This is a genomic window from Streptomyces sp. NPDC006687 (assembly GCF_040636215.1).
Lineage (GTDB): Bacteria > Actinomycetota > Actinomycetes > Streptomycetales > Streptomycetaceae > Streptomyces.
The window spans coordinates 1-25,645 of sequence record NZ_JBEYJJ010000006.1 but is presented as its reverse complement, the minus strand read 5'-3'; the positions used below and the strand labels follow the sequence as shown (position 1 = coordinate 25,645).

Here is a 25,645-nt window from a genome sequence, read left to right as displayed (position 1 = left end):
CCACACCTCCCCGTACGGGCCCTCTGCCCGGGCCCGCTCTTCCCACCGGCGCGTCCACCGGCGCGCGCACCTGCACGCGGGCGCCCGCCCGGTGTCCCGTACGGCGCGCCACCGGCGGAACGGCGCCCCGTCCCGCCGCGTGCGGCGTCCGACTCCGGGCCCGTGGCCAGGAGTCGCGCGATCCTGATTCTGTCAGGCCCGCGCCTGGTCCGGCCCCTGCTCCGGGTCACCGTCGCCGCGCGGCTCCGACAGGAGGGCGAAGACGGCCCCCTGATTGTCGGCGACGACGGCGATCCGGCCGTACGGGGTGTCGAACGGATCGGCGGTCACCCGCCCGCCGAGGCGCTGCACGGTGGCCACGGCCCTGTCGCAGTCGGGGACGGCGAAGTAGGCCAGGAAGTGGGCCGGCATGATCTCCGGGAAGGCGTCGGTGATCAGGCTGCGGCCCAGGACGGCGGTCTCGGCGCCGGGCGCGCTGCCGGGCGGGGACCACAGGCGGTACTCGGCGCCGGAGCCCTCGGGGGCGTCGGGGTCGTCCTGGTCCTCGGGGACGTAGCCGAAGACGGTGGCGTAGAACACGTCCACCGCGTCGCGGGCGCGGGTGTAGAGCTCGGCCCAGCAGTAGGTGTTCGGCTCGCCCTGGGCGTCGAAGCCGTGGTGGGTGCCGGGCTGCCAGAGCCCGAAGACGGCCCCGCCCGGGTCGGCGGCGAGGGCGGCGGTGCCGTAGGGGCCGACGGGCTGGGGGTCCATCACCATCTGGCCGCCGGCGGCGCGGATACGGGCCGCGCAGGCGTAGGCGTCGGCGGTGTACAGGTAGACGCCCCAGACGGTGGGCATCCGGCCGTCGGGCTTGGGGGCGAGGGCGGCGACGTTGCGGCCGCGGCTGTACGCCTGGGTGTAGCCGCCGTACTCGGGGCCGGCGCTGTCGCCGAAGGTCCATCCGAAGAGCTCGCCGTAGAACCGCTTGCCCGCCTCGACGTCGGGCAGCGAGGCGTCGACCCAGCAGGGGGATCCTTCCGCGAATGCCACCATGGGGAGGTTCCTTCCGTTTGCTCCGGGTCGTCCCTGTTGGACATGGTCAGCCCCGCACGTTGTCCACACCCTGTTGATAAGACTATTCGGGGGATACGCGCGGTACGGGACGGGGTGCGGCCCCTCACGCAGCCCCTCCCGATTCGGCCGGATTCCGTCGCCCCGGAAGGGTCCACGACCGCTCCCGCGCTGGTCGCCGGGGTCTTAACCCCATTTGCAGGCGGCCGAATAGCGCGCCCGATCCCCCTCGGTAAGCTGACGGCATGACAGGACAAGTACGCACCGTCGACGGGCGTGTCGCCGGCCGGCGCGGCCAGGCGACACGGCAGAAGCTGCTCGACTGCCTCAGCGAGATGCTCAGCTCCTCGCCGTACCGCGACGTCAAGGTGATCGACGTCGCGCGCAAGGCCGGTACCAGCCCCGCCACCTTCTACCAGTACTTTCCGGACGTCGAAGGTGCCGTCCTGGAGATCGCCGAACACATGGCCGCGGAGGGAGCCCAGTTGACGGCCCTCGTCGAAGGCCGCAACTGGGTCGGCAAGGCCGGCTGGGCCGCGGCCGAGGAACTGGTCGAGGGATTCCTGGACTTCTGGCGGCGCAACGACGCGATCCTGCGCGTGGTCGACCTCGGCGCGGCGGAGGGCGACAAGCGGTTCTACAAGATCCGCATGAAGATCCTGAACTCCGTCACCAACTCCCTGACGGAGTCCATGAAGGAGCTCCAGGCCAAGGGCAGGGTCGACAAGGACCTCAGCCCGGCGGCGATGGCCGGTTCGCTGGTGGCGATGCTGGCCGCGGTCGCCTCGCACCAGAAGGGCTTCCAGACCTGGGGCGTCAAGCAGGCCGAGCTCAAGCCGAACCTGGCGCTCCTCGTCCACCTGGGCATGACCGGCAAGAAGCCGACGAGGTGACGGCGGACCCCCTCGCGGGGTCCGCCGGCTCACTCGCCGGCCTCGTTCCCCCCGCGGCCGGGGTCAGCGCCGCTCCAGGCGGAACAGCCTGATCTCCCTCTCGATGCGCGCCTGGTACGTCGCGTACGGCGGCCAGAACCTCAGTACCTCCCGCCACGCCTGTGCCCGTTCGGCCCCCTCCAGCAGGCGGGCCCGTACCGCGATGTCCCGCCCCTGCCAGTTCACCTCCGCGTCCGGGTTCCTGAGCAGGTTCCCGGTCCAGGCGGGGTGGCCGGGGCGGCCGAAGTTGGACCCGATCAGCAGCCAGCTCGTGCCTCCGTCCTCCGGCATGCAGGCGAGCGGCGTGGTGCGCGGCTCACCGCTCTTCGCACCCCGGGCGGTGAGGATCACCCCCGGCAGCATCCGGGCGCTGAGCAGCACCTTTCCTCCGGTGAGGCGGTGCACCGCCTTGTCCAGGGCGGGAATGACGTGCGGGGCGACCTTCGCGAAGAGGAGGGTCGAGGAGACCTTCTGGACGAGCTTGACGGGGAGGTTCGCGCGCGGAGCCATCAGACGGCCGCCCTTTCCGAGGTCACCGAGGGGGCGGAGGGCGCCGCGAAGAGGCCGGCGCGGTCCGCGGCGTGGGCGCGGAGCCGGTGGACCGGGCCGAAGAGCAGCTCGTCGGCGGCGGCCCGCTTGAAGTAGAGGTGGGCGTCGTGCTCCCAGGTGAAGCCGATGCCCCCGTGCAGCTGGATGGCCTCGCCGGCGGTGGTCCGCAGGGCTTCCAGGGCCTGGGCGAGGGCCAGGCCGCCCTGCTCGGGGTCCCAGGCGGCGTAGTAGGCGGCGGAGCGGGCCGCCTGGACCTGGACGTAGAGGTCGGCGAGACGGTGCCTGACCGCCTGGAAGGAGCCGATGGGCCGGCCGAACTGCTCGCGCCGCCGTACGTGGTCCACGGTGCGGTCCAGCGCCTGCCCGGCCGCGCCGGCCGCCTCCGCGGCGAGGACGGCGGCGGCGTACCGGCCGGCCGCGGCGAGGGCGGCGAGGGGGGCCGCGCCCGGGGCGGGGCCCAGCGGTTCGGCCGGCACCTCCCGCAGCTGGATCCGGCCCTGCGGGCGGGTCTCGTCCAAGGTGGCCTGCCGGGCCCGTACGAGGCCGGGCGCGTCCCCCCGTACGAGGAACAGCAGGGTCCGGGCCCGGGCGAAGCCGCCGGTGTGCGCGGCGACCAGGAGCAGGCCGGCGCTGTGCCCGTCGAGTACCTGGGCCACCTCCCCGTAGAGCCGCCAGCCGCCGTCGCCGGCCCGGGCCTGCACCCCGCCCGCGCGGCCCCCGCCGGCCCAGTCGCCGGGGGCGTTGTCGCCGGTCAGGGCCAGGGCGGTGGCCAGAGCCGGGCCGGGGACGGCCAGCGCGGCGGTCAGCTCACCGGCGGCGAGCGCGGGCAGCAGGGCCGAGCGCTGCGCGGCGGTGCCGAGGGCGGCGACCAGCGGGGCGGCGAGGGCGGCGGTGGCCAGCAGCGGGGAGGGCAGCAGCACGCGCCCGGTCTCCTCGCAGGCCAGGGCCAGGTCGGCGGGGGCGCAGCCGACGCCCCCGTACTCCTCGGCGATGGCGATGCCGGGCAGGCCGAGCTGCCGGGAGAGCCGCTGCCACAGCCCGGGGTCGTAGCCGGCGTCGGTCCGGACGGCGCTTCTGACCTCGTCCGGGCCGCAGTGTCTGGCCAGGATCTCGCGCAGGGTACGGCGCATCTCGTCCTGTTCCGCGGTGAAGGCGGCATCCATCGTCGGGGCTCCTCCCGTAACTGACGGGGCGTCATGTTAGGGCGGCGGGGGCGAGAAGCCCAGGGTGCGGAGGCGGGCTTCGAAGGGGCCGGCGCGGGGTTACATCTGACACGACGTCAGATGTACCGTCGTCCCATGCCTGGACCCCTGTCTGCACCGCCCGAGCCCCCGTCCCTGCCCGCACCCCGCCGCCGGGTCGCGGTGGTCGGCGTCGCCCTGTCGGACTGCGGCCGGGTGGACGGCCCGACCCCCTACGCCCTGCACGCGCAGGCTGCCCGCCGGGCGCTGGCCGACTCCGGCCTGGACCGCTCCGTCATCGACGGCTTCGCCTCGGCCGGCCTCGGTGTGCTGGCCCCCGTGGAGGTCGCCGAGTACCTCGGACTGCGGCCCACCTGGGTGGACTCGACGTCCGTCGGCGGCTCGACGTGGGAGGTGATGGCGGCCCACGCCGCCGACGCCATCGCCGCCGGGCACGCCAACGCCGTCCTGCTGGTCTACGGGTCCACGGCCCGCGCCGACATCAAGGCCCGCCGGCGCACGTCGAACCTGTCGTTCGGCTCGCGCGGACCGCTCCAGTTCGAGGTGCCGTACGGGCACACGCTGGTCGCCAAGTACGCGATGGCGGCGCGCCGGCACATGCACGAGTACGGGACGACGCTGGAACAGCTCGCCTCGGTGGCCGTCCAGGCCCGGGCGAACGCCGCGGCCAACCCGGAGGCGATGTTCCGCGACCCGATCACCGTCGAGGACGTCCTCGCCTCGGAGCCGATCGCCGACCCCTTCACCAAGCTGCACTGCTGCATCCGCTCCGACGGCGGCTGCGCGGTGCTCCTGGCGGCGGAGGAATACGTCCCGGACACGGCGAAGGCGCCCGTCTGGGTCCTGGGCACGGGTACGTCCGTCTCGCACACGACGATGTCGGAGTGGGAGGACTTCACCGTCTCCCCCGCGGCCGTCTCGGGCCGCCGCGCCTTCGCCCGCGCGGGCCTCACCCCGGCGGACGTGGACCTCGCGGAGATCTACGACGCCTTCACGTACATGACCCTGGTGACGCTGGAGGACCTCGGCTTCTGCGCCAAGGGCGAGGGCGGCGCCTTCGTGGAGAAGGGCCGGCTGCTGCTCGGCGGCGAACTCCCGGTCAACACGGACGGCGGCGGCCTCTCGGCCTGCCACCCGGGCATGCGCGGGCTGTTCCTGCTGGTGGAGGCCGTCCGCCAGCTGCGCGGCGAGGCGGGCCCGGACCGCCAGGTCACCCGCCGGGGCGGCACCGGCCTGCCAGAGGTCGCCCTGGCCTCGGGCACGGGAGGCTGGTTCTGCTCCTCGGGCACGGTCCTGCTGGGCCGGGGGTGAGGGCGAGCGGGAGGCGGCCCCGGGCAGGCAACGTCCGCCGCCGATACGGCCTTTGACGGGTGCATCACCGGCGAAGTCGGGTGCGGCCGCATCGCGGGTCTGCGAGCATGCGTCGCTGTGGAGATCAACAGCTGCGTCATACGCCGTGCGGCCGACTCCGACGCCGCTGCGGTGGCCGACGTCTGGCTGCGTTCCTTCGCGGCGGCGCTTCCGGGCGTGCGCCGGGCGCATACGGACGACCAGGTCCGGTCCTGGTTCCGGGAGGTGGTCGTGCCCGGCCGGGAGGTGTGGGTGGCGACGGTGGCGGGCTCTGCGGTCGGGATGATGGTGCTGGAAGCGGAGGAGCTGGACCAGCTCTACCTCGATCCGGCCTGGCAGGGGCAGGGCATCGGCAGCCGCCTGGTGGACCTGGCGAAGCAGCACCGTCCGGCCGGACTGACGCTGTGGACGTTCCAGGTCAACGAGTCCGCACGACGCTTCTATGAGCGGCACGGCTTCGTAGCCGCCGAGCGCACCGACGGGCACCGCAACGAGGAACGCGAGCCGGACATCCGCTACGCGTGGCGACCTGGGACGCCAGAGCCCTGAGGACGCTCAGGCCGCCGGGGCGAGTGGGGCCGCCGTTAGCCTGGGCGCCATGATCGGTGACTCGGAGTTCCATGAGGTCCTGCACTCCCTGCGCGTGTGGGACACCGCGCTGCCCGCCTTCGATCCGGCCGCGGCGCCCGCCGAACCCGTGGAGCTGTTCCGGGAGTGGTTCGTGCACGCCGCCCGGGCGGGGCAGCCGGAGCCGCACACCATGGGCCTGGCGACCGCGGACGCGGACGGGCGGCCCGACGTACGGATCCTGATGCTGCACGAGGCGGACGGGCGGGGCTGGCACTTCGCCTCGCACGCCACCAGCGCCAAGGGACGCCAGCTGGCCGGGCGTCCGGAGGCGGCGCTGGTGTTCTACTGGCCGGCGGTGGGCCGGCAGGTCCGCGTCCGGGGACGGGTCACCGCCTGCGGGGAGCGGGAGAGCCGGGAGGACCTGGCGGTGCGCTCGCGCGGCGCGCTGGCGGCGGCGCTGACCGGCCGGCAGAGCGAGGTGCTGGGCTCCCTGGAGGAGCTGGCCGGGGCTTCGGCGGCGGCCTGGGAGCGGGCGGGCACGGAGCCGGACGCCCCGGCACCGACCTGGACCCGGTACGTACTGGAGCCGGCGGAGGCGGAGTTCTTCCAGGGCGACGCGGCCCGCCGACACGTCCGCCTGCGCTACCGCCGCACGGCCCAGTCCGGCTGGACCCGCGAGCTGCTGTGGCCGTGAAGCCGTGAAGCCGTGAGGCTATAAGGGCCATAAGGGCCGTGAGGGCCGTGAGGGCGTGAGGCCCCAAGGGCCGTGACAGCCCCGAGGGCCGTGACAGCCGCGTGCGCCGCTCCGGTGGCGGGACGCGGGACGGCGCCCCGCGCGGGAACCCGCACGGAGCGCCGTCACCAGCACCGGGGTACTGGTCAGCCCTTGCCGAAGCCACCCGCGATGGGGCCGGCCGCGCACTGGCGCCACTCGTTCTGGAAGGTGTTGCTCATCGCGCCGATGTTCCCGCCGTGCGAGCGCAGGTAGTCGAAGATGCCGGCGCAGTTGGACGCCGTCGGGACGAACCGCGAGGTGCAGCTGTCACCGGCGCCACCGCCGAAGTCGCAGCTGCCGGCGGCGGCCGGGCCGGCCGCGGCCAGGCCGAGGACCGGGAGAGCGATCATCGTGGCGGCGGCGACGGCGCCGGTCCTCAGCTTGCGCGAAATGCTCATCATCACTGAATTTCCCCTCATTGAGCACGAAGGCGATTCCCGCGCCCCGCACCACACCCGCCCGTTTTCGGACTACGGAGTGGAACATCCCTGGTCAGGGGATGCGCGGTGGCGCTTGCCTGGCTCGATCCTGTCGGCCCGCCGAGCGCGAGGACAAGAGAGTTGAGGGTTTTCAGAGCTCCACGGCCGGACGAACCACCCGTCCGGGGCGGAACACGGCCACCCACACCCCGTCGGCCGCCTCCCGGAAGGCGACCCGCAGCGGCATGCCGGCCCGGAGCTCCCCCGGCGGGCAGTCCACGACCTCGGTCATCATCCGGGGCCCCTCCTCCAGGTCCACCACGGCGGCCGTGTACGGGACGCGTTCACCGAAGGGCGGCAGGTCGTTGCGGTGGATCACCGACCAGGTGTAGAGGGTCGCGCGGCCGCTCGCCGTCTCCCAGGCCACCCGGTCCTCACCGGCCCAGCAGAAGGGGCAGAACTCGCGCGGGTAGTGGTGGGCGCGCCCGCAGTCGGCGCAGCGCCGCAGCAGCAGCCGCCCCTCGGCGGCGGCGTCCCAGTAGGGGCGGGTGAACTCGTCGGCCTCGGGGAGGTCGTACCGTGCAGCGCTCACAGGAAGAGTCCGATCGCGGCGTCGAGGGACCAGGTCTGCCAGGCCATGGCGAGGAGGGCGACGCCCGAGATGAGCGCCATCATGGCGTTCTGCCCCTGCTCGGCCCAGTCGTGGATCATCAGCACCAGGTAGAGCAGGTTGAGCAGCAGCCCGCCGGCCAGGGCGACGGGGGTCAGAAAGCCGGCCACCAGGCCCAGTCCCAGGGCCAGTTCCGCGTAGACGACGACGTACGCCATCAGCCGGGGCCGTGGCTGGACGACGGAGGCGAAGCCGCTGCGGACGAAGCCCCACCGGTGCCGGCCGGCGACCTCGGCGGCCCAGGCGATACCGGTACCGCGCTCGAACCAGCCCTTCTTGTCCTTGTGCCGCCAGCTCTCCAGCCACCACAGGCCCAGCCCGATCCGCAGCACGGCGAGCCACTCGGCCCCACTCAGCCAGACGGTCTGCATGGTCTGCATGGACCAGCCGCCCCCTCCAATCGACCTGACGGTACGTCAGTTCAGCGGATCGGCGCCGATCCCGCAAGGGCTCAGACCACCTCGGTGAACAGCCGCCCGTACCCCTCGATCCCCTCCGCGCCCACCCCCGCCGTCCTCAGCGCCGACCACAGCAGGACCTGGTTCGCGGTCAGCACCGGACGCCCCAGGGTGGCCTCCAGGGCCTCGATCGCACCGACCGAGCGGAAGCCGTTCCCGCCGATCACGACCGCCTCCGCCGCGTCCCCGACCTGCCCCGCCACCCAGTCGTGCAGGCCCTGCGGGGTGACCTGCGCCTGCCCGCCGGGCAGCCCGCAGGGGGCCGCGTACGGGACCTCGAAGCCGGCCTCCTCGTAGTAGCCGCGGCCCAGCTCGTTCAGCGTCGCGTCGAACCAGGGCGGGTCCACGAGCGCGATCCGCCCGGCCCCCAGCGCCCGCAGCGCCTCGACGGCGGCGGCGCAGGTCGCGACGACCGGCAGCCCCTGGGCGCACTCGCGCAGCCGGGCCAGCATGTACGCCTCGCCGCGCGCCCCGATCACGTACGAGGAGGCGGTGAAGGCGTACGCGAGCGCCGCCACCGGCGCCTGCGCCAGCAGTTCGGCGGCCTGGTCCACCCCCGGGGGCTCCGCGAAGGCCCGTACGGGGGCCAGCGGGATCGTCGCGTCCATCGCACCGCCCCGCCCCATCGCACCGAACGGCACCCGCGCGTAGTGCAGCCCGACGTCCGCGGGGGCCATGGCGCGCAGCTCCGACTCGGGACCGATGTCGGCGTGCGGGGTGAGGACACCGAGCCGGACGCGTACGTCCCACCCGTCGGGCTGCCACATCGCGCACTCCTCTCCACACCGGGAGGTACCACTTTGTCAGGGTTTGCCCACCCGCGCGGCCGAGCCGCGCCGGGGCCGCCGCCCCCGGCCGCCGGGTCCGTGACCGATCCGCAATCGATTCCCTCCTCGTCCGAGACCCATCAACCCTGTGTGTCGATACGCTCACTCCTCATGCCCGCGCCCGCACCCTCACCCGGCCTGACCAGCACCCAGCCCCGCCCCGTGTACGTGATCGGCGCGGGACCCGGCGGCCTCGCCGTCGCCGCCGCGCTGCGCGCCCGGGGGGTGCGCGCGGTGGTCGTCGAGCGGTCGGGGGAGGTCGGCGCCTCCTGGCGGTCCCACTACGAGCGGCTGCGGCTGCACACCACCCGGCGGCTGTCGGCCCTGCCGGGGCTGTCGATCCCGCGCCGCTTCGGCCGCTGGGTGGCCCGGGCCGACGTGGTCCGGTACCTGGAGACGTACGCCGAGCACCACGGGCTGGAGCTGGTCACCGGCGTCGAGGTGACCCGGATCGAGCGCGCCGCCGACGGGGAGGGCTGGACCCTGCACGCCTCCGGCGGCCGCCTCCTCGCCGCCGGGGCGGTGGTCGTGGCCACCGGGTTCAACCACACCCCCCACCTGCCGGACTGGCCCGGCGCGGACACCTACACCGGGCGGCTGCTGCACGCCTCCGGCTACCGCGAACCCGCGGCGTACGCGGGGCTGGACGTGCTGGTGGTCGGCGTCGGCAACACCGGCGCGGAGATAGCCGTGGACCTCGCCGAGGGCGGGGCGGCCCGGGTGCGGCTCGCGGTGCGCACCGCCCCGCACATCGTGCGCCGCTCGACGCTGGGCTGGCCGGCGCAGCGCACGGGGATCCTCGTACGCAGGCTGCCGGTGCGGCTCGTGGACCGGCTCGGGGCCCTGGTGGCGAAGGCGTCCGTACCGGACCTGACGGCGTACGGGCTCCCGCGGCCCGCGCCCGACCTGTACAGCAGGGCACGGCAGGGGGCCGTCCCGGTGCAGGACGTGGGCCTGATCGACGCCGTGCGCGCGGGCCGGGTCGAACCGGTGGCCGCCGTGGTCTCCCTCGACGGCGACCGCGTCCACCTCGCCGACGGCACCTCCCTCACCCCGGACGCGGTGATCGCCGCGACGGGCTACCGCCGCGGCCTGGAGTCCCTCGTCGGCCACCTCGACGTCCTGGACGCCCGCGGCCGCCCGCGCGTGCACGGCCCCCGCACCAGCCCGCAGGCCCCCGGCCTGTACTTCACCGGCTACACGAACCCCATCAGCGGCATGTTCCGCGAACTGGCCCGCGACGCGCGCCGCATCGCGAAGGCCCTCTCCCGCTAACCGGGAAACCGGCTGGCGTCCCCTCCCGGGACCGTGCTTCGCTACCGCGATGGCACCCGAGAACCATCCGGCCCCTCACGTCCGGCGGAGGACCGAGCGCGACCTCGACGCGTGCGTCCAGGTGCTCGCCGCCGTCCACGAGCGCGACGGCTACCCGGTGAACTGGCCCGACCGCCCCGGCGACTGGCTGACGCAGCCGGCGCCGCTCTCCGCCTGGGTGGCGGAACTGGGCGGCCGGGTCGCCGGCCATGTCCGTCTGTCCCGCGGCGAGGACGGCGATATCGCACCGGGCCTGTGGAGCGCCCGCGCGGGTGCCGGCCGCGCCGCGACCGCGGTGATCAGCCGGCTCTTCGTCGCCCCGGCCGCACGCGGCCACGGGCTCGGCGCCCTGCTGCTGGCCCGGGCCGTCCAGGACGCGAAGGGCCGCGGGCTGCACGCCGTCCTCGACGTCCTCACGTCCGACACCGCGGCGACCGCCCTCTACGAGCGCCTGGGCTGGACCCTGCTCGGCACCACCGAACAGCGCTGGACCCCGCGGCAGACCGTCACCCTCCGCAGCTACGCGGCACCCGTCGCGCCCTAGGCCGGATCCGGACTGGACGGTGGCCCGACACCTCTGCCACGGTTCAGGCACACCACCTCCACCACCTTTCCTGCGCAGCCCTGTTCCTGACGGCGCGTCAGTTCAGTAATCTGACATTACGTCAGCTACCGACGACTCCACCGAGGGCAGGGCGGGCGAAGCGATGCTTGGATCTACTCACGGCACCCTCACCACCGACTTCCGCGCACGGGTCGAAGCCTGCGGCGAGACCCCGAGGACCGCCGTCCACTCCACGGCGGCGCCCGCCGCCAGGGACGCGGCCGAACGGGACGTCAGCGGCCGGCCCCTGCACTCCGACGTCCCCGACCTGGACCGGTTCTTCCGGCCGGAGTCGGTGGCCGTCGTCGGCGCCTCGGACACCGAGGGCCGGCCCAACACCGGGATCACCCGGCAGCTGATCGCCTGGGCCGAACGCGTCGGAGCCCGTGTCCACCCCGTGCACCCCACCCGGACCTCCGTCTTCGGACTGCCCTGCCACGCCTCCGTCGCCGAGCTGCCCGAACAGGTCGACCTCGCCGTCCTCCTCGTCGCCGACCCGCTCCCCGTCATCGAGGAACTCGCCGACACCAAGGTCACGTTCGCGGTCGCCTTCGCCTCCGGCTTCGCCGAGACCGGCGAGAGCGGCGCCGCCGCCCAGGCCCGGCTGGCCGCCGCCGTCCGGCGCTCGGGGCTGCGCCTGCTCGGCCCGAACACCAACCTCAACGCCTTCGAGCGGTTCCGCGAGGACCTCGACGGCCCGGCCATCGCCCTGATCACCCAGTCCGGCCACCAGGGACGGCCCGTCTACACCCTCCAGGAGCTCGGCGTCCGCCTCTCCCACTGGGCCCCCACCGGCAACGAGGCCGACCTGGAGACCTCCGACTTCATCTCCTACTTCGCCGAGCGGCCCGAGGTCGGCGCCATCGCCTGCTACGTCGAGGGCCTCAAGGACGGCCGCTCCTTCCTCCTCGCCGCCGACCGGGCCGCCCGCAACGGGGTCCCCGTCGTCGCCGTCAAGGTGGGCCGCACCGAGACCGGCGCCCGCATGGCCGCCTCCCACACCGGCAAGCTGACCGGCGCCGACACCGTCGTGGACGCCGCCATGCGCCAGTTCGGGGTGATCCGCGTCGACGGTCTGGACGAGCTCCAGGACACCGCCGCCCTCCTCGCCCGGGCCCGGCCCCCGCAGGCGGAGGGGGTCGTCGTCTACTCCATCTCCGGCGGCACCGGCGCCCACTTCTCCGACCTGGCCACCGAAGCCGGCCTCACCCTGCCCACCCTCTCCGACGCCAAGCAGGCCGAGCTCCACCAGTGGATCCCGTCCTACCTGAACGTGGCCAACCCGGTGGACAACGGCGGCCACCCGGTGGGCGACTGGCGCGGCCGGAAAATCATCGACGCGATCCTCGCGGACCCCTCCGTCGGCGTCCTGATCTGCCCGATCACCGGCCCCTTCCCCCCGATGAGCGACAAGCTCGCCCAGGACCTGGTCGACGCGGCCGAAGCCACCGACAAGCTGATCTGCGTCATCTGGGGCTCCCCCGTCGGCACGGAGGAGGCGTACCGCTCGACCCTCCTCGGCTCCTCCCGCGTGGCCACGTTCCGCACCTTCGGCAACTGCATCACCGCCGTCCGCGCCTACCTCGGCCACCACCGCTTCACGGCCTCCTACCGCTCCCCCTTCGACGAGGCCCCCCGCACCCCGTCCCCCTCCTACCGCAAGGCCAAGGCCCTGATGCGGCCCGGCCAGCAGCTCAGCGAACACGCGGCCAAGCAACTCCTGCGCGCCTACGGGATCCGCGTCCCGCGCGAGCAGCTCGTCACCAGCGCGGCCGCCGCCGTCCGCGCGGCGGGGCTCGTCGGCTACCCGGTCGTGATGAAGGCGTCGGGCCCGCAGCTGGCCCACAAGACGGAACTCGGGCTGGTCAAGATCGGCCTCACCTCGGCGAGCCAGATCCGCGACGCGTACCGGGAGCTGACGGACATCGCCCGTTACGAGAACATCCCGCTGGACGGGATCCTGGTCTGCCAGATGGTCGAACGCGGGGTGGAGATGGTCGTCGGCGTCACCCAGGACCCCCTCTTCGGCCCCACCGTCACCGTGGGCCTGGGCGGCGTCCTGGTGGAGGTCCTCCACGACACGGCGGTCCGCGTACCCCCGTTCGGGGAGGACCAGGCCCGCACGATGCTCCGCGAACTGCGCGGGCACGCGCTGCTGGAGGGCGTACGGGGGGCTCCGCCGGCGGACGTGGACGCGCTGGTGGAGGTGGTCCTGCGGGTCCAGCGGATGGCCCTGGAACTGAGCGACGACCTCTCGGAGCTGGACATCAACCCCCTGATGGTCCTCCCCCGAGGCCAGGGGGCGGTAGCCCTGGACGCCCTTACGCTCTGCCGTTAGGCCCCCCTGCGCCTCTAACGCCGGCGGGGCTGGGGGTGCCCGAGCCGGTCGCCGGCCCGCGGACCGTGTCCTGGGGCTCCGCCCCAGACCCCGCGCCTCAAACGCCGGCGAGGCTGGATGTGGCCCAGCCCGGCTGCCGTTTTGGCCCAGCCCGGCTGCGAACGCGGCGGCCGGGGGCGGGGACGGGGTGGGGTGTCGTCCGGGGCTAAAACGAGATGACTTCGGCGCCATGCCCCGACCCACAACTCTGACCCGGAACGGAGCGCCGAACATCGAAGCCCGCCCCGGGCGGCACCCCACCCCGGCACCGACCCCGGCCACCCCCGACCCCGCACCGCGCACCCCGCCCCACAGGGCCAACGCCCCAGCCACCACCCCCGCACCCCAAAACCCCGCCCCACAGGGGCACCGGCCCAGACCCCGACCCCGCACCCCGAAACCCCGCCCCGCAAGGGCAACGCCCCCGAACGGAGTCCCATGGACGCCCCCTCCGACGAGATCCGGTACCGCTTCGAGGGCGGGGTCGGCTGGATCATCCTCAACCGCCCCGACGCCCTGAACGCCCTCACCTGGGAACAGCGCGAGCGCGTCATCGCCCTGCTCGGTGACGCCTCCGCCGACCCCGCCACGCGGGCCGTCGTCCTCACCGCCACCGGCAAGGGGTTCTGCGCCGGCGCCGACCTCCGCGGCGCCCCCGCCGCCACCGACCGCGTCGCCGGCGACGTGGCCCGCCTGATCCGCCAAGGGGCGCAACGCCTCATCACCGCGGTCCTCGACTGCGAGAAACCCGTCATCGCCGCGGTCAACGGCACGGCCGCCGGCATCGGCGCCCACCTCGCCCTCGCCTGCGACCTCGTCATCGCCGCCGAACCGGCCCGCTTCATCGAGGTGTTCGTCCGCCGCGGCCTCGTCCCCGACGGCGCCGGCGCCTACCTCCTGCCCCGTCTCCTCGGCCCGCAGAAGGCCAAGGAGCTCATGTTCTTCGGCGACGCCGTCCCCGCCGAGGAGGCCGCCCGCCTCGGCCTCGTCAACAAGGTGGTCCCCGCCGACCAGCTGGAGGACACCGCCCGCGCGTGGGCCGAGCGCCTCGCCCAGGGCCCCACCCGCGCCCTCGCCCTCACGAAGCAGCTGGTCAACGCCTCCCTGGACAGTGACCGCGCGACGGCGCTGGCCGCCGAGGCCACCGCCCAGGAGCTCAACATGACCACCGCCGACGCCACCGAAGGCGTCGCCAGCTTCATCGAACGCCGCACCCCGAAGTACCTCGGCCGCTGAAGCCCCTGAAGCCCCTACATCCGCGGATCCGGCCGCAGCACCGCGAACACCGCCCCCGCCGGGTCCGCCCCCCAGGCGATCCGCCCCACGTCCGGCACGTTCGCCGCCGGCATCAGCACCGTCCCCCCGGCCCCCTCGACCGCCGCGACGGTCGCGTCCGCGTCCGCCACATGGAAGTACGGCACCCACCGCGGCAGGATCGCCGAGGCCCCGCCCGCCCCCTCCCCCTGCGTCGCCACCCCGCCGAAGCTGGTCGCCTGCTGGTCCCCCTCGGCGAGGCTCAGCACCCGGTACGTCATCCCCGGCGCCTCCATCTCCGCCGACCGCCACCCGAACAGCCCGCCGTAGAACCGCAGGGCGGCCTCCGGGTCGGGTGCGTGCAGCTCCACCCACAGCAGGCTGTTCTCCGTCGAGGCGAGCTCCAGCCCGCCCGTCTTCCCGGGCTGCCAGCAGGCGAACCGCGCGCCCTGCGGGTCGCTGAACTGGGCCAGCCAGCCCTCGCCCATGACGTCCATCGGAGCCACCCGGATCTCCCCGCCCGCGCGCAGCACGGCGTCGGCGGTGACCCGGATGTCCGGGCTCTGGAAGTACACCGTCCACGACGAGTCGACGCCCTCCTCCGTCAGCGGCCCGAGCGCGGCCACGGTCTTCCCGCCCAGCTGGAAGAACCCGTACCCGCCCCCCTCGGGACCGGCGGAGACGAAGTCCCAGCCGAAGACCGCCCGGTAGAACGCGGCGGCCGTACCGGTGTCGGGGCTGCCGAGGTCGAGCCAGTTCGGGGATCCGGTACGGAAGTCGGTGCCGAGCATCAGTTCCTCCACGAGTAGACGCCACGCAGTCGCTCGCCACCATGCCCACCCCCCATCCCCCGCAGGGCGTACGGCCCCCCACGGACCGGCGGATTCACCCGTTCAGGCGTGCACCCGCCCCTCGCGCCCACGCCCGCGCCCGCACCCACCCCCGCCCCCCGCAACCGCGCCCCCGCACCCCTTCCCACCTGACGCCCCGTCAGGTTCAATCGAAGGGTGATGGGACACGCAGGGATGGCGGCCACCGTCATCCGATACCTCAGGTCAACCGGCTCCGCCGGCGCCGCACCCGTCGACGCCCTCCCCCGCCCCGACCTCAGGGCCGTCGGCGCGGACGAGCGCGCGCCCGTCAGCCCGGCCGAGTTCCGGGCCGTACTGGGCAACTTCGCCAGCGGGGTCACGGTCATCACCGCCCCGGCCGCCGACGGCGAGGCGGGGCCGGCCGGGTTCGCCTGCCAGTCCTTCGCCTCGCTCTCCCTGGACCCGCCCCTGGTCACCTTCATGGTGGCCCGCACCTCGTCCACCTGGCCGCGCATCGCCCGGGCCGGGGTGTTCTGCGTCAACATCCTCGGCGCCGGACAGGCCGAGCTCTGCCGGGCCTTCGCCGTCAGCGGCGCCGACAAGTTCGCCGGGGTCTCCCACCGGCCCGCCCCGGCCACCGGATCCCCGCAGCTGGACGGCGTCCCCGCCTGGATCGACTGCCGGATCCACGCCGTCCACACCGGAGGGGACCACCTCATCGTCGTCGGACGCGTCGAGGCCGTGGGCGCGGAGGGCGAGGGCGACCCCCTCCTCTTCCACAAGGGCCGCTTCGGCCGCCTGGCGGACTGACACAGCCGGACCCCGGACCGACCCCGGGCGGCCCACGGACGGCCCCCGCACGGCCCCCGGACGGAAAGGCCCGGCGGCACCCGCACCGCCGGGCCCGCCCCTCAGAAGGTGAGCACCCCCCGCGCCACCCGCCCGTGGTGCGCGTCGTCCGCCGCCTTCGCGAAGTCCTCCACCGGGTAGACCTCCGTCACCAGCTCGTCCAGCAGCAACTTCCCCTGCCGGTACAGCTCCGCGTACAGGGCGATGTCGCGCTGGGGGCGCGAGGACCCGTACCGGCAGCCCATGATCGTCTTGTCCAGGTACATCGAGGAGACGAGGAACGACGCCTCCTCCTTGAAGCCCGGCACTCCCAGCAGCACCGCCTGGCCGTGCCGGTCCAGCAGGTCCACCGCCTGCCGGATCAGCTTCACGCTGCCCACGCACTCGAAGGCGTGGTCCGCCCCCGTCGGCAGGACCTCGCGCACCGCCGCCGAGGTGTCCGCCACCGCCGACGCGTCCACGAAGTGCGTCGCGCCGAACCGCCGCGCCACCGCCTCCTTCGCCGGGTTCGCGTCCACCGCCACGATCACCGAGGCCCCCGCGATCCGGGCGCCCTGGAGGACGTTCAGGCCGATCCCGCCCGTCCCGATGACCACGACCGTCTCCCCGAGCCCCACCTTCGCCCGGTTCAGCACCGCCCCCACCCCGGTGAGCACCCCGCAGCCGATCAGCGCCGCCGAGGTCATCGGGATGTCCTCGGGGATCTTCACCGCCTGCACCGCCTTGACCAGGGTCCGCTCCGCGAACGCCGAGTTCGACGCGAACTGGAACAGCGGCTGCCCGCCCCGCGAGAACGGCCGGTCCGGCATCCCGATCGCCCGGCGGCACATCGTCGGCCGGCCGCGGTCGCAGTCGGCGCAGGCCCCGCAGTTGGCGAGGGTGGACAGGGAGACGTGATCCCCGGGCGCCACATGCGTCACCCCGGCCCCGACCGCCTCGACCACCCCGGCCCCCTCGTGCCCGAGCACCACCGGCGGCGGGAACGGAATCGTCCCGTCGATCACCGAGAGGTCGCTGTGGCACAGTCCGGCCGCCCCGATCGCGACCAGCACCTCCCCCGGCCCCGGATCCCGTATCTCCAGGTCCCCGACCACCTGGGCCTGCTTGCCGTCGAACACGACGCCCCTCATCCGGGCTCCTTAGGCAGGCCGAGCACCCGCTCGGCGATGATGTTCCGCTGGATCTCGTCCGAACCGCCGTAGATCGTGTCGGCCCGGGTGAACAGGAACAGGCGCTGCGCCTCGTCCAGGCCGCGCTCGTACGGGGTCCCGCGCGCCCAGGGCCTCGCTCCGGCCGTGGCCCGCGCGCCGCGGACGGCCACCGCCAGCTCCCCGAGCCGCCGGTGCCAGCCGCCCCACAGCAGCTTCGCCACGCTCGGCGCACCGGCGTCCCCGGCCTCCCCGAGGGTCCGCAGGGCGTTCCACCGCATGGTGCGCAGCTCGGCCCACTGCCGTACGAGGCGTTCGCGCAGGACGGGATCCTCCGGCGCGCCCGGGGCTCCGTACGCCCGGATCACGCGTTCCAGTTCGGCCGCGAAGCCGATCTGCTGGACGAGAGTGGAGACCCCGCGCTCCAGGGCGAGCAGCCCCATGGCCACCGTCCAGCCGTTGCCCTCGCCGCCGACCACCTCGTCCGCGAGGGCCCCGTCGAAGAAGACCTCGTTGAACTCGGCCGTCCCCGACATCTGCCGGATCGGCCGGACCTCCACCCGCCCCGGCTGGTCCATCCGCACGAGGACGAAGGACAGGCCGTGGTGGCGGCGGGAGCCGGCGCCGGTGCGGGCGAGGACGAAGCACCAGTCGGCCTCGCGGGCCAGGGAGGTCCACACCTTCTGGCCGGTGACGCGCAGCTGCCCGTCCGCCGGGTCCCGTACGGCGGCGGTGCGCAGCCCGGCGAGGTCGGATCCGGCGTCGGGCTCGCTGTAGCCCTGGCACCACAGCTCCTCGCCTCGGGCGATGCCGGGCAGGAAGCGGGCCTGCTGCTCGGGGGTGCCGTAGGCGAGCAGGGTGGGCGCCAGGAGGTTCTCGCCGATGTGGCCGACCCGGCCGGGGGCGCGCAGCGCGGCGTACTCCTCCGCCCACACCACCTGCCCGGTGAGGGAGAGCCGCTGCTGGCCGTAGGCGCCGGCCGGGGCGTCCCAACCGGTGCCGATCCAGCCGCCGCGGCCGAGCTCCCGCTCCCAGGCGCGGCGGGCCTCGACGCCCTCGTGCTCGCTGCCGGGGCCGCCGAGGCCGATGGCCTCCTCGTACGGGCCGGTGAGGTGCTCGGTGAGCCAGGCGCGGGCGCGGGCGCGCAGTCCGTCGGCCTCGGGGCCGAAGCTGAAGTCCACGGTGGTCTCCCCCCTGTCCCCCTTCAGGCGTTCGGGCGTTCCTTGGCAGCGGCGGCCTTGGCCATGGCCTCCAGCTGGGCGAGCATCGGCATCGGGTCGGTGCCGACGGTGCCGGGGAGGAAGTCGGCGATCTTCTCGGGGGTCCAGGCGCCGCCTTCGGCGTATCCGGCGCGCAGTTCGCGCGGCTGGGCCCAGACGGCGATCTTCGGTCCGGCGACGGTGTAGACCTGGCCGGTGATTCCCTCGGCCTTGGCGCGGTCGCTGAGCAGGTACGTCACGAGGGCGGCGACGTCCTCCGGTTCCCCGATCTCCTTGAGCTCCAACGGCACGTTGGCGGACATCCGGGTCCGGGCGACGGGGGCGACGGCGTTGGCGGTGACCCCGTACTTGTGGAGCCCGAGGGCCGCGCTGCGGACGAGGGAGATGATCCCGCCCTTGGCGGCGCTGTAGTTGGCCTGGGCGACGGAGCCCTGGTGGTTGCCGCTGGTGAAGCCGATGAGGGTCCCGGAGCCCTGGCGGCGCATGACGGCGGCGGCGGCCCGGAAGACGGTGAAGGTGCCCTTGAGGTGGGTGGCGACGACGGGGTCCCATTCCTCCTCGGACATGTTGAAGAGCATCCGCTCCCGCAGGATCCCCGCGACGCACACCACCCCGTCGAGGCGCCCGTACTGGGCGAGGGCGGTGTCGACGATGCGCTGGCCGCCCGCCATGGTCGAGACGTCGTCGGCGACGGCGACGGCTTCCCCGCCTGCCGCGAGGATCTCCTTGACCACCTCGTCGGCCACCTCGCTGGTGGGCTCGTTCCCCTCGATGCCGACCCCGTAGTCGTTGACGACGACCTTGGCGCCCTCGGCCGCGGCGGCGAGCGCCACGGCCCGGCCGATGCCCCGGCCGGCGCCGGTGACGGCGATGGCCTTGCCTGCCAAGAAGTTCCCCACGTCCGGCCCCTTCCCGCATTTTCTGACGGTCCGTTAGATTCTATGTCCCGTCAGATCCCTTCCCACAACCCCCTGTTCGTTCAAGGAGTGGATGGCACCCATGACCATGCCGCCCGAGTTCCACGAGATCGCCAAGCGCGTCAACAACTGGGGACGCTGGGGGGCCGACGACGAGATCGGCACCCTGAACCTGATCACCGGGGAGGTCGTCCGGGCGGCCGCCACCGAGGTCCGTACCGGCGCACGCATCCCCCTGGCGCTCCCGCTGAAGGAGGACGGGGTCCAGGCCGGCCTGATCCCCGGGCGGATCAACCCGCTCCACACCATGGTCCAGATCAACCAGGAGCTCTTCGGCCCGGGCACGGTGGCCTGCAGCGACGACGCCGTGACGATGGGGCTCCAGGCGGGCACCCACTGGGACGCCCTGACCCACGTCTCGCACTCGGGCCGCATCTACAACGGCCGCCCGGCCTCCACGATCACCGCGCACGGCCGGTCCCAGTTCAGCGGCATCGAGAAGGCCACCCCGATCGTCTCGCGCGGGATCCTGCTGGACTTGGCCCGGGCCAAGGGCGTGGACCGCCTCCCGGGCGGCCATGCGGTCACCCCGGAGGACCTGGCGGAGGCGGAGGAGTTCGCCGGGGCGGCGGTCCGGGCGGGTGACGTCGTCCTGGTCCGCACCGGGCAGATCCAGCTCTACCTGGCGGCCGACAAACACGCCTACGGCTATCCGTCCCCGGGCCTCTCGGTCCGCACCCCGGAGTGGTTCCACGCCCGCGACGTGGCGGCCGTCGCGAACGACACCCTCACCTTCGAGGTCTTCCCGCCCGAGATCGACAACCTCTGGCTGCCAGTGCACGCGCTGCACCTGGTCGAGATGGGCATGCACCAGGGCCAGAACTGGAACCTCGAAGCCCTGTCCACAGCCTGTGCGGAAGCGGGCCGCTACACCTTCCTCCTGGCCGCCATGCCGGAACCCTTCGTCGGGGGTACGGGCACTCCCGTGGCCCCGGTGGCGGTGCTCTGACCCGGCGGCGCCACCAGGCTGAACCACACCACCTTCACGCACTCCCCCTGCGCCACGGCGGCCCAGTCGTCGGCACAGGCCGCCACGAGCGCGAGCCCCCGCCCGCCGGTGGCGTACGCCCCGAGCCCGCCCCCGTCGGCCTGCGGCCACCGCTCGGGGGCGCAGTCGGAGACGTAGACGGTCACCCGGTCGCCCGCGAGCGCGACCTCGACCGCGATCTCGGGCGTATCCGTATGCCGGTACGCGTTCGTCACCACCTCGGACGCACACAACCGCGCCCGCTCCTCCAGCTCCGGCCATCCGACACCACGCAGGACGGACACCACCCAGTCCCGCACGATGCGCGGCGTATCGGCCCGACTCGGCGCCACCATGCGGTAGGTGAGCCCTTGCCCGGGGACGGGCTCGGCGTGCGGTAAGGCGCTCGTGTTCATCGCTGTCATCTCCCAACGCGGTACGAGTTCACGCGCCGCGCCCTTCGCCGGCTGCCGTGGCCATGGCCGCCCCCAGGTGGCGCGCGCCAAGGCGCGCGCCAGCGGCTGCACTTCGGGCTTATCGCCTACGACGCGGTGCGAGTACCGACTGTAGCGGCTCCGTCACACTGTTTCTACGCTTCCGTCATACTGAAGCGACGGCTGGACCCTGCGACCGACCACGGTCCAAGATGAGAGCCGACAGGAGGGGGCGTCGATGCCGCCAAGGAAAGCTCCGACCGCCCGGCAGCGACGGCTGGGTAGCGAGCTCCGCAAGATCCGGGAAAGTGCCGGCATCTCGATGACCGATGCCGCAGCCCAACTGAGCACTGACCGAACCAACATGAGCAACGTCGAGAGCGGCCGCTTCGGCGTCAGCAGCGAACGCGTACGCACCTGGGCGAGTCACTACGGCTGCCCCGACCCGGCCTATGTCGACGCCCTCGCGGCCATGGCCGACGAACGCGGAAGAGGCTGGTGGGACGACTACCGTGACGAGCTTCCGGCCAGCCTGCTCGACCTGTGCGAACTGGAGCACCACGCCGCGGCACTCCGCAGTGTGCAGATCATGCACATGCCCGGGCTGCTCCAGACCGAGGACTACGCCCGCGCCGTGTTCGAGGAGGCCGTGCCACCCATGCGACCGGTGGACCAGCGACGCTATCTCTCACTTCGAATGCGACGCCGGGATGTCCTCGACCGCAAAGAGACGCTCACCTGCACCTTCCTGATTCACGAGGCTGCGTTGCGAATGAGGTTCGGCACCCGGAAGGTCAGGGCCAACCAGCTCGAAAACCTGCTGAAGCAGTCCGAGCGGGACAACGTGACAGTGCGCGTGATCACCTTCGAAGCGGGCGGGTTCCCCAACGCCGGCGGGCCGACCCTCTACGCGTACGGCCCGGTGCCACAGCTGGACACCGTCCATACCGACGTCCCGACCGGCACCGTACTGCTCGACGCAGAAACGCGTCTCGCCAACTACCGTGCGGTGCTGGACCGCACGGAGGAGCGGGCACTGGACCCCGAACAATCTCGCGATTTCATCCGCGAGATGGCGCAACGAGCATGAGAGCGTGAGAACAATGGAAATCAACTGGCGCAAGTCCTCCCGGTCGGCAGACACGGGTGACTGTTTGGAAGTAGCGGTGCAGGACGGCGAGGTCCTCATCCGCGAGAGCGACGACCCTGGCGTGATCATCCGAACCTCCCGAGCCAAGCTCAGGGCGTTCATCGACGGGGCCGCCGCAGGCGAGTTTGACGACCTCGCCTGAGACTCCCCGGCACACCCCCGGCCCCCTGCCCCCTCGGGCAAGGGGCCGGTCCTACTGCATCGGGTACCACAGGTTGGCATATGCCGTATCACCCGTAAGACGTCAAACGGTTGATACGGGTCGGCGGCCGACGCTAACGTCACATCACGCCGCCCGGCTCGGCCCGCGGCGGCGTAACTCTCCCCTGCCCTGCGCCAGTCGGGGAGAGATCACCGGTCGCCCCCTCCCCCGCTGCTCGTCACAGCCGTGGAGGGGGCGACTCTCCGCAACGGCAGGAGACCGGCAGATGACCACGGCCACACCCCAGGACCACACGGTGTCCATCCTCACCGGCTACTGGTTCGAGGCCCTCTGCTACCCCGACGCCTACGACGAGCCCCCCGAACTCCTCGACCGCACCATGCTGGACACCCCCGAGGCAGCCATCCGCCTCATCCGCCTCCAGATCAGAACCGCCCACCCCTTCGCCCTCGCCCCCACCGAGGTGGACCGGGCCCTCGCCTGGGCCGACGGCGGCGGCCGTATCCACGCCCTCGCCGCCCTCCACCGCGGCGAAACGGCCGGCTTCAGCATCGTCCTGCGCAACGGCCTCCGCCCTGAATGGCGCGTCCGCCCGGTGAACTACCTCTCCCTCACCCGCACCTGCACGGCCTCGCGACGCCCCGCCCACGGGGTGGCCGACCAGCCCCTCGCCGCCAAGGTGAACCCGTGGCACGCTTACGGGCGGATCCGTGCCGGATCCGGCCACCCGTCGACGGGAGACAGCGATATGGACACGCCCATCGCCTGGCAGAAGTCCTCGAAGTCGACAGACGCTGAGGGCAACTGTCTAGAACTCTCCGCACACCTCGGCGCCATCCTCATCCGGGAAAGCGACGAGCCGGACACCATCGTCACCACCACCCCCGCCAAGCTCGCCGCCTTCATCCACGGCGTCAAGGCCGGCGAGTTCGACCACCTCATCCCCTGACACCCGGGGCCCTCAGATCGGCAAGCCGACCACGCCCCACCCCCGCCGCTCGGCCTCCCCCACCACCACGGCCCAGCCGCCCACCAGCTCGGCGAACTCCCCGAACCCGGCAGTCCACTGCCCCGGCTCCCGCGCCGCCAGCACCCCGTAGGGGACACGCAGCCCCTCCAGCCCAGCGGCGGCCTCACCCCACCTCCGCCGCAGCCGCGCCACCGTCTGCGGCCCCCGCACGATCAGCGGGCCCGACCTCCACAGCCCGTCCAGGGACGGGAACACCCCGGCGTCGACCTGCTCCGCATCAACATCGGCCACCGGCCCCCACCAGATCAGCCCCTCCAGGAACTCGTCCAGCGCCGCCCGCACCGGCTCCTCCACCGCTCCCCGGACCCTCTCCCAGCCCTCCGCGGCCCAGAAGTGCGGCTTGTACGAGCCCAGCGTGCCCCGGAACTCGTACCGGCCCAGCCAGCTCCGCTCAGAGGCCGCCGGCCACACCCACCCGGCGACGACGTCACCGTCCCCGTCGGCGTCGTCGTCCCCGTACGCCGCCTCCTGCACCACCCGCAACCGCTCGTCCGGAGCGATGCCCATGAAATGCACCCAGTCGACGACGAGAACCGTGATGTCCACACCCATAGGGCGATGCTAGAGAGCCCCACGCTCGCGGTACCGGGCGAACGCCTCACGCCCGTCCGGTACGAACCCATCCCCCCGCACCAGGGACTCCAGCTCCGCCCCGGTGACCCACTCGTGCCAGGCGACTTCCCGGGCACTCGGCCGCACAGGATCCGTCACGACGGCCTCGTGCAGTCCGAGCCAGTAGGGGCTGATGACCCCCTCGCACAGGTACTTGAACACGAACCGAGGGGTGGCACGGACGCCCACTTCCTCGTACAACTCCCGCGCCGCCGCCTCCTCGTACGATTCGCCGACATCAGCCGCCCCGCCGAGGAGCCAGTTGTACTGGCCGGGGAAGCGGGAGTCGTCGTCCGGGCGGCGATGCACGAGGAACCGGCCCTCCGCGTCCCGGCACACGACCGTGGCGATGCGGTGCAGCCAGCGCCGCCGGATCGCTTCGTCCCGGTCGACCACTCCCAGCACCCGGTCCCGCTCGTCGACGCGCTCCACCGGTTCGCCCATGAGCCGCACGATGCCAGACCCCTCTGACAGCAGCCCCCAGCCGCCATCCACCCCTCACGGCGGGACTGCACCAGGCACGGCCATTACTCCGAAGGCGGCGACTCCGCGCGACGCCCCGCGCCCCCGCCGATGAGTTCCGCCCTCCCCGGCAGTCTCACCTCCAGCAACCCCGACGACAGGAGCCCCGATGCCCACACCGCCCCCCGCCCAGCTTCTCCGGGTCCACAACTTCATGGTCACCCAGGACGGCTACGGAGCCGGCGACGACCAGAGCCTCGACAACCCCTTCGGCAGCGCCATCAACCCCGCTGTCCTCTTCTCCTGGGCCGGCGCCACCGCGAGCTGGCCCGGCCGCACCGAACCCGGCGGCAGCCGCGGACTGGACGACTACTTCACCCGCGACTGGGGCCGCAACATCGGCGCCGAGATCATGGGCCGCAACAAGTTCACCCCCTACCGGGGCCCCTGGGAGGACCACGCCGACTGGCAGGGCTGGTGGGGCGACGAACCCCCCTTCCGAACCCCGGTGTTCGTCATGACCCACCACCCCCGCCCCTCCCTCACCCTTTCCGACACCACCTTCCACTTCGTCACCGCCGACCCCGCCACCGTCCTGGCCCAGGCGCGCGAGGCGGCCCAGGGCAAGGACGTCCGCCTCGGCGGCGGAGCGGCGACAGTCCGCGAGTTCCTCGACGCCGACCTGGTCGACACCCTCCACGTCGCCGTCTCTCCTGTGAAACTCGGCTCCGGAACCCGCCTCTGGCACTCCCCCGACGAACTCCTCGACCGCTTCCACATGGACGTCGTCCCCAGCCCGAGCGGAGGCGTGACCCACCACCTCTTCTGGCGCCGCTGACACCCTCATTTCGAACCCGCGTCCAGCGGAACCCACCGCCCAACGTTTAGGCTGGGTCGGGCAGACGAAACCCCTGGGGGAGGGGACGACATGACCGATCACGTTCCGATCAATCCGTGCACCATCCCGCAGTTCACGGGCGACCTGGACGCGCTGGAGAAGAACAAGACGGCGATCGACACGGCGGCGGGAACGTTCCGTGACGCGGGTTCGAACGTGGACTCCGAGTTCCAGGGCCTGGCCGCGTTCTACTCCGCCCCCGAGGCCGAGAAACTGTTCGCGACGACCAAACCCGTCAAGACCGACAGCGACTTCTTCGCCGACCAGCTGGAAACCGCCGCCAAAGCCCTCGGCGAGTACATCACCGAAGCCCGCCCGATCGTGGCACGCCTGAAAGAACTCCAGGCGAAAGCCACCACGTTCTCCAACAAGATCAGCGGAGACAAGCACTGGAAGGACGACGGGGACAAGATCGACGAGAACAACGATCTGATCCACGACGTCAACGCCGCCGTCTCCGCGTTCTGGGCCGCCGAACGCACCTGCGCGAACAAGATCCGCGCCCTGTACTGCGCCGCACCGCTCGTCGCGGACGACGGCTCGCACGGGGCGAACATGTACGGCTACAAGGG

Annotated in this window: 28 protein-coding genes and 1 pseudogene; 15 read left to right on the top strand and 14 right to left on the bottom strand. The window is 73.1% G+C overall.

Annotated elements, in window-relative coordinates:
• Nucleotides 1–192: 192 nt before the first annotated feature.
• Nucleotides 193–1,032, bottom strand: a complete 840-nt coding sequence (locus tag ABZ716_RS09505; protein WP_358957857.1) for a VOC family protein — start codon at nucleotides 1,030–1,032, stop codon at nucleotides 193–195.
• A 263-nt stretch (nucleotides 1,033–1,295) separates the two neighbouring features.
• Between ABZ716_RS09505 and ABZ716_RS09500 the strand changes: the two genes are divergently transcribed.
• On the top strand, nucleotides 1,296–1,943 hold the full coding sequence (locus ABZ716_RS09500; protein ID WP_358811989.1) for a TetR family transcriptional regulator: 648 nt from the start codon (nucleotides 1,296–1,298) through the stop codon (nucleotides 1,941–1,943).
• A 63-nt stretch (nucleotides 1,944–2,006) separates the two neighbouring features.
• Here the strand turns inward: ABZ716_RS09500 and ABZ716_RS09495 are convergent, their stop codons facing one another.
• Entirely contained in the window at nucleotides 2,007–2,492 is a 486-nt protein-coding gene (locus ABZ716_RS09495) for a nitroreductase family deazaflavin-dependent oxidoreductase (RefSeq protein ID WP_358811988.1), read from the bottom strand.
• A complete protein-coding gene (locus ABZ716_RS09490; protein ID WP_358957854.1) occupies nucleotides 2,492–3,694 on the bottom strand; it encodes an acyl-CoA dehydrogenase family protein in 1,203 nt (400 codons plus the stop codon). Before ABZ716_RS09490 ends, ABZ716_RS09495 begins: the two co-directional genes overlap by 1 nt.
• 135 nt (nucleotides 3,695–3,829) lie before the next feature.
• Between ABZ716_RS09490 and ABZ716_RS09485 the strand changes: the two genes are divergently transcribed.
• From ABZ716_RS09485 to ABZ716_RS09475, 3 genes are all read left to right on the top strand, one after another.
• Entirely contained in the window at nucleotides 3,830–5,044 is a 1,215-nt protein-coding gene (locus ABZ716_RS09485) for an acetyl-CoA acetyltransferase (RefSeq protein WP_358957852.1), read from the top strand.
• Nucleotides 5,045–5,161: 117 nt separating this feature from the next.
• Nucleotides 5,162–5,632, top strand: a complete 471-nt coding sequence (locus ABZ716_RS09480; RefSeq protein WP_358957850.1) for a GNAT family N-acetyltransferase — start codon at nucleotides 5,162–5,164, stop codon at nucleotides 5,630–5,632.
• A gap of 49 nt (nucleotides 5,633–5,681) precedes the next feature.
• Nucleotides 5,682–6,347, top strand: coding sequence for a pyridoxal 5'-phosphate synthase (locus tag ABZ716_RS09475; RefSeq protein WP_358811984.1), 666 nt, complete (start codon nucleotides 5,682–5,684; stop codon nucleotides 6,345–6,347).
• Between the two features lie 185 nt (nucleotides 6,348–6,532).
• Here the strand turns inward: ABZ716_RS09475 and ABZ716_RS09470 are convergent, their stop codons facing one another.
• The 4 genes from ABZ716_RS09470 to ABZ716_RS09455 all read right to left on the bottom strand — a co-directional run bounded on the left by ABZ716_RS09470 (nucleotide 6,533) and on the right by ABZ716_RS09455 (nucleotide 8,742).
• Complete coding sequence (locus ABZ716_RS09470) at nucleotides 6,533–6,826, bottom strand: hypothetical protein (RefSeq protein ID WP_358957848.1); 294 nt, start codon at nucleotides 6,824–6,826, stop codon at nucleotides 6,533–6,535.
• Nucleotides 6,827–6,998: 172 nt separating this feature from the next.
• Nucleotides 6,999–7,439 (bottom strand): Zn-ribbon domain-containing OB-fold protein, encoded by a 441-nt coding sequence (locus ABZ716_RS09465; protein ID WP_358957846.1) that lies wholly within the window; start codon nucleotides 7,437–7,439, stop codon nucleotides 6,999–7,001.
• Entirely contained in the window at nucleotides 7,436–7,888 is a 453-nt protein-coding gene (locus ABZ716_RS09460; RefSeq protein WP_358814058.1) for a DoxX family protein, read from the bottom strand. Before ABZ716_RS09460 ends, ABZ716_RS09465 begins: the two co-directional genes overlap by 4 nt.
• Nucleotides 7,889–7,968: 80 nt before the next feature.
• Nucleotides 7,969–8,742 carry a maleate cis-trans isomerase gene (locus ABZ716_RS09455; protein ID WP_358957844.1) on the bottom strand — a complete coding sequence of 258 codons (774 nt, stop codon included), beginning with the start codon at nucleotides 8,740–8,742 and terminating at the stop codon, nucleotides 7,969–7,971.
• A gap of 171 nt (nucleotides 8,743–8,913) precedes the next feature.
• Here ABZ716_RS09455 and ABZ716_RS09450 point away from each other — a divergent pair, with 171 nt between their 5' ends.
• The 4 genes from ABZ716_RS09450 (at nucleotide 8,914) to ABZ716_RS09435 (ending at nucleotide 14,333) form a co-directional block, all read left to right on the top strand.
• The gene (locus tag ABZ716_RS09450) at nucleotides 8,914–10,077 is read left to right on the top strand and encodes an NAD(P)/FAD-dependent oxidoreductase (protein WP_358957842.1); all 1,164 of its coding nucleotides are present in this window, start codon (nucleotides 8,914–8,916) and stop codon (nucleotides 10,075–10,077) included.
• Nucleotides 10,078–10,126: 49 nt separating this feature from the next.
• Nucleotides 10,127–10,660: a GNAT family N-acetyltransferase gene (locus ABZ716_RS09445; RefSeq protein WP_358957839.1), complete on the top strand. Its 534-nt coding sequence runs from the start codon at nucleotides 10,127–10,129 to the stop codon at nucleotides 10,658–10,660.
• Nucleotides 10,661–10,823: 163 nt separating this feature from the next.
• Complete coding sequence (locus ABZ716_RS09440; protein WP_358957836.1) at nucleotides 10,824–13,058, top strand: acetate--CoA ligase family protein; 2,235 nt, start codon at nucleotides 10,824–10,826, stop codon at nucleotides 13,056–13,058.
• 477 nt (nucleotides 13,059–13,535) lie between these two features.
• Entirely contained in the window at nucleotides 13,536–14,333 is a 798-nt protein-coding gene (locus ABZ716_RS09435) for an enoyl-CoA hydratase-related protein (protein ID WP_358814001.1), read from the top strand.
• 14 nt (nucleotides 14,334–14,347) lie between these two features.
• Here the strand turns inward: ABZ716_RS09435 and ABZ716_RS09430 are convergent, their stop codons facing one another.
• Nucleotides 14,348–15,142: a VOC family protein gene (locus tag ABZ716_RS09430; protein WP_358957834.1), complete on the bottom strand. Its 795-nt coding sequence runs from the start codon at nucleotides 15,140–15,142 to the stop codon at nucleotides 14,348–14,350.
• 234 nt (nucleotides 15,143–15,376) lie between these two features.
• On the opposite strand from ABZ716_RS09430, the gene ABZ716_RS09425 reads away from it, so the two are divergent.
• Nucleotides 15,377–15,973: a flavin reductase family protein gene (locus tag ABZ716_RS09425; RefSeq protein WP_358958119.1), complete on the top strand. Its 597-nt coding sequence runs from the start codon at nucleotides 15,377–15,379 to the stop codon at nucleotides 15,971–15,973.
• A 101-nt stretch (nucleotides 15,974–16,074) separates the two neighbouring features.
• On the opposite strand, the gene ABZ716_RS09420 is transcribed toward ABZ716_RS09425, so the two are convergent.
• From ABZ716_RS09420 to ABZ716_RS09410, 3 genes are read right to left on the bottom strand one after another with little or no spacing between them, the layout of a single operon-like run.
• Entirely contained in the window at nucleotides 16,075–17,142 is a 1,068-nt protein-coding gene (locus ABZ716_RS09420; protein WP_358957832.1) for a Zn-dependent alcohol dehydrogenase, read from the bottom strand.
• Entirely contained in the window at nucleotides 17,139–18,341 is a 1,203-nt protein-coding gene (locus ABZ716_RS09415) for an acyl-CoA dehydrogenase family protein (protein ID WP_358957830.1), read from the bottom strand. Before ABZ716_RS09415 ends, ABZ716_RS09420 begins: the two co-directional genes overlap by 4 nt.
• A gap of 23 nt (nucleotides 18,342–18,364) precedes the next feature.
• Nucleotides 18,365–19,279 (bottom strand): SDR family oxidoreductase, encoded by a 915-nt coding sequence (locus tag ABZ716_RS09410; protein WP_358957827.1) that lies wholly within the window; start codon nucleotides 19,277–19,279, stop codon nucleotides 18,365–18,367.
• A 100-nt stretch (nucleotides 19,280–19,379) separates the two neighbouring features.
• Between ABZ716_RS09410 and ABZ716_RS09405 the strand changes: the two genes are divergently transcribed.
• Nucleotides 19,380–20,306, top strand: coding sequence for a cyclase family protein (locus tag ABZ716_RS09405; RefSeq protein WP_358958117.1), 927 nt, complete (start codon nucleotides 19,380–19,382; stop codon nucleotides 20,304–20,306).
• Here ABZ716_RS09405 and ABZ716_RS09400 read toward each other — a convergent pair.
• Nucleotides 20,225–20,740, bottom strand: coding sequence for an ATP-binding protein (locus ABZ716_RS09400; RefSeq protein WP_358957825.1), 516 nt, complete (start codon nucleotides 20,738–20,740; stop codon nucleotides 20,225–20,227). The two genes, ABZ716_RS09405 and ABZ716_RS09400, sit on opposite strands and share 82 nt — an antisense overlap.
• 256 nt (nucleotides 20,741–20,996) lie before the next feature.
• On the opposite strand from ABZ716_RS09400, the gene ABZ716_RS09395 reads away from it, so the two are divergent.
• From ABZ716_RS09395 to ABZ716_RS09385, 3 genes are all read left to right on the top strand, one after another.
• Complete coding sequence (locus ABZ716_RS09395) at nucleotides 20,997–21,848, top strand: Scr1 family TA system antitoxin-like transcriptional regulator (RefSeq protein ID WP_358957823.1); 852 nt, start codon at nucleotides 20,997–20,999, stop codon at nucleotides 21,846–21,848.
• Between the two features lie 13 nt (nucleotides 21,849–21,861).
• Nucleotides 21,862–22,050 carry a DUF397 domain-containing protein gene (locus ABZ716_RS09390; protein ID WP_355971291.1) on the top strand — a complete coding sequence of 63 codons (189 nt, stop codon included), beginning with the start codon at nucleotides 21,862–21,864 and terminating at the stop codon, nucleotides 22,048–22,050.
• Nucleotides 22,051–22,336: 286 nt separating this feature from the next.
• A complete protein-coding gene (locus ABZ716_RS09385) occupies nucleotides 22,337–23,020 on the top strand; it encodes a DUF397 domain-containing protein (protein ID WP_358957820.1) in 684 nt (227 codons plus the stop codon).
• Between the two features lie 12 nt (nucleotides 23,021–23,032).
• On the opposite strand, the gene ABZ716_RS09380 is transcribed toward ABZ716_RS09385, so the two are convergent.
• Both ABZ716_RS09380 and ABZ716_RS09375 read right to left on the bottom strand, forming a co-directional pair.
• A complete protein-coding gene (locus ABZ716_RS09380; protein ID WP_358957818.1) occupies nucleotides 23,033–23,653 on the bottom strand; it encodes a hypothetical protein in 621 nt (206 codons plus the stop codon).
• A gap of 9 nt (nucleotides 23,654–23,662) precedes the next feature.
• Nucleotides 23,663–24,157, bottom strand: coding sequence for an NUDIX domain-containing protein (locus ABZ716_RS09375; protein WP_358957815.1), 495 nt, complete (start codon nucleotides 24,155–24,157; stop codon nucleotides 23,663–23,665).
• 187 nt (nucleotides 24,158–24,344) lie between these two features.
• On the opposite strand from ABZ716_RS09375, the gene ABZ716_RS09370 reads away from it, so the two are divergent.
• Entirely contained in the window at nucleotides 24,345–25,013 is a 669-nt protein-coding gene (locus ABZ716_RS09370) for a dihydrofolate reductase family protein (RefSeq protein WP_358957813.1), read from the top strand.
• A gap of 90 nt (nucleotides 25,014–25,103) precedes the next feature.
• Nucleotides 25,104–25,645, top strand: a pseudogene (locus tag ABZ716_RS09365) (protein phosphatase); the annotation flags it as partial.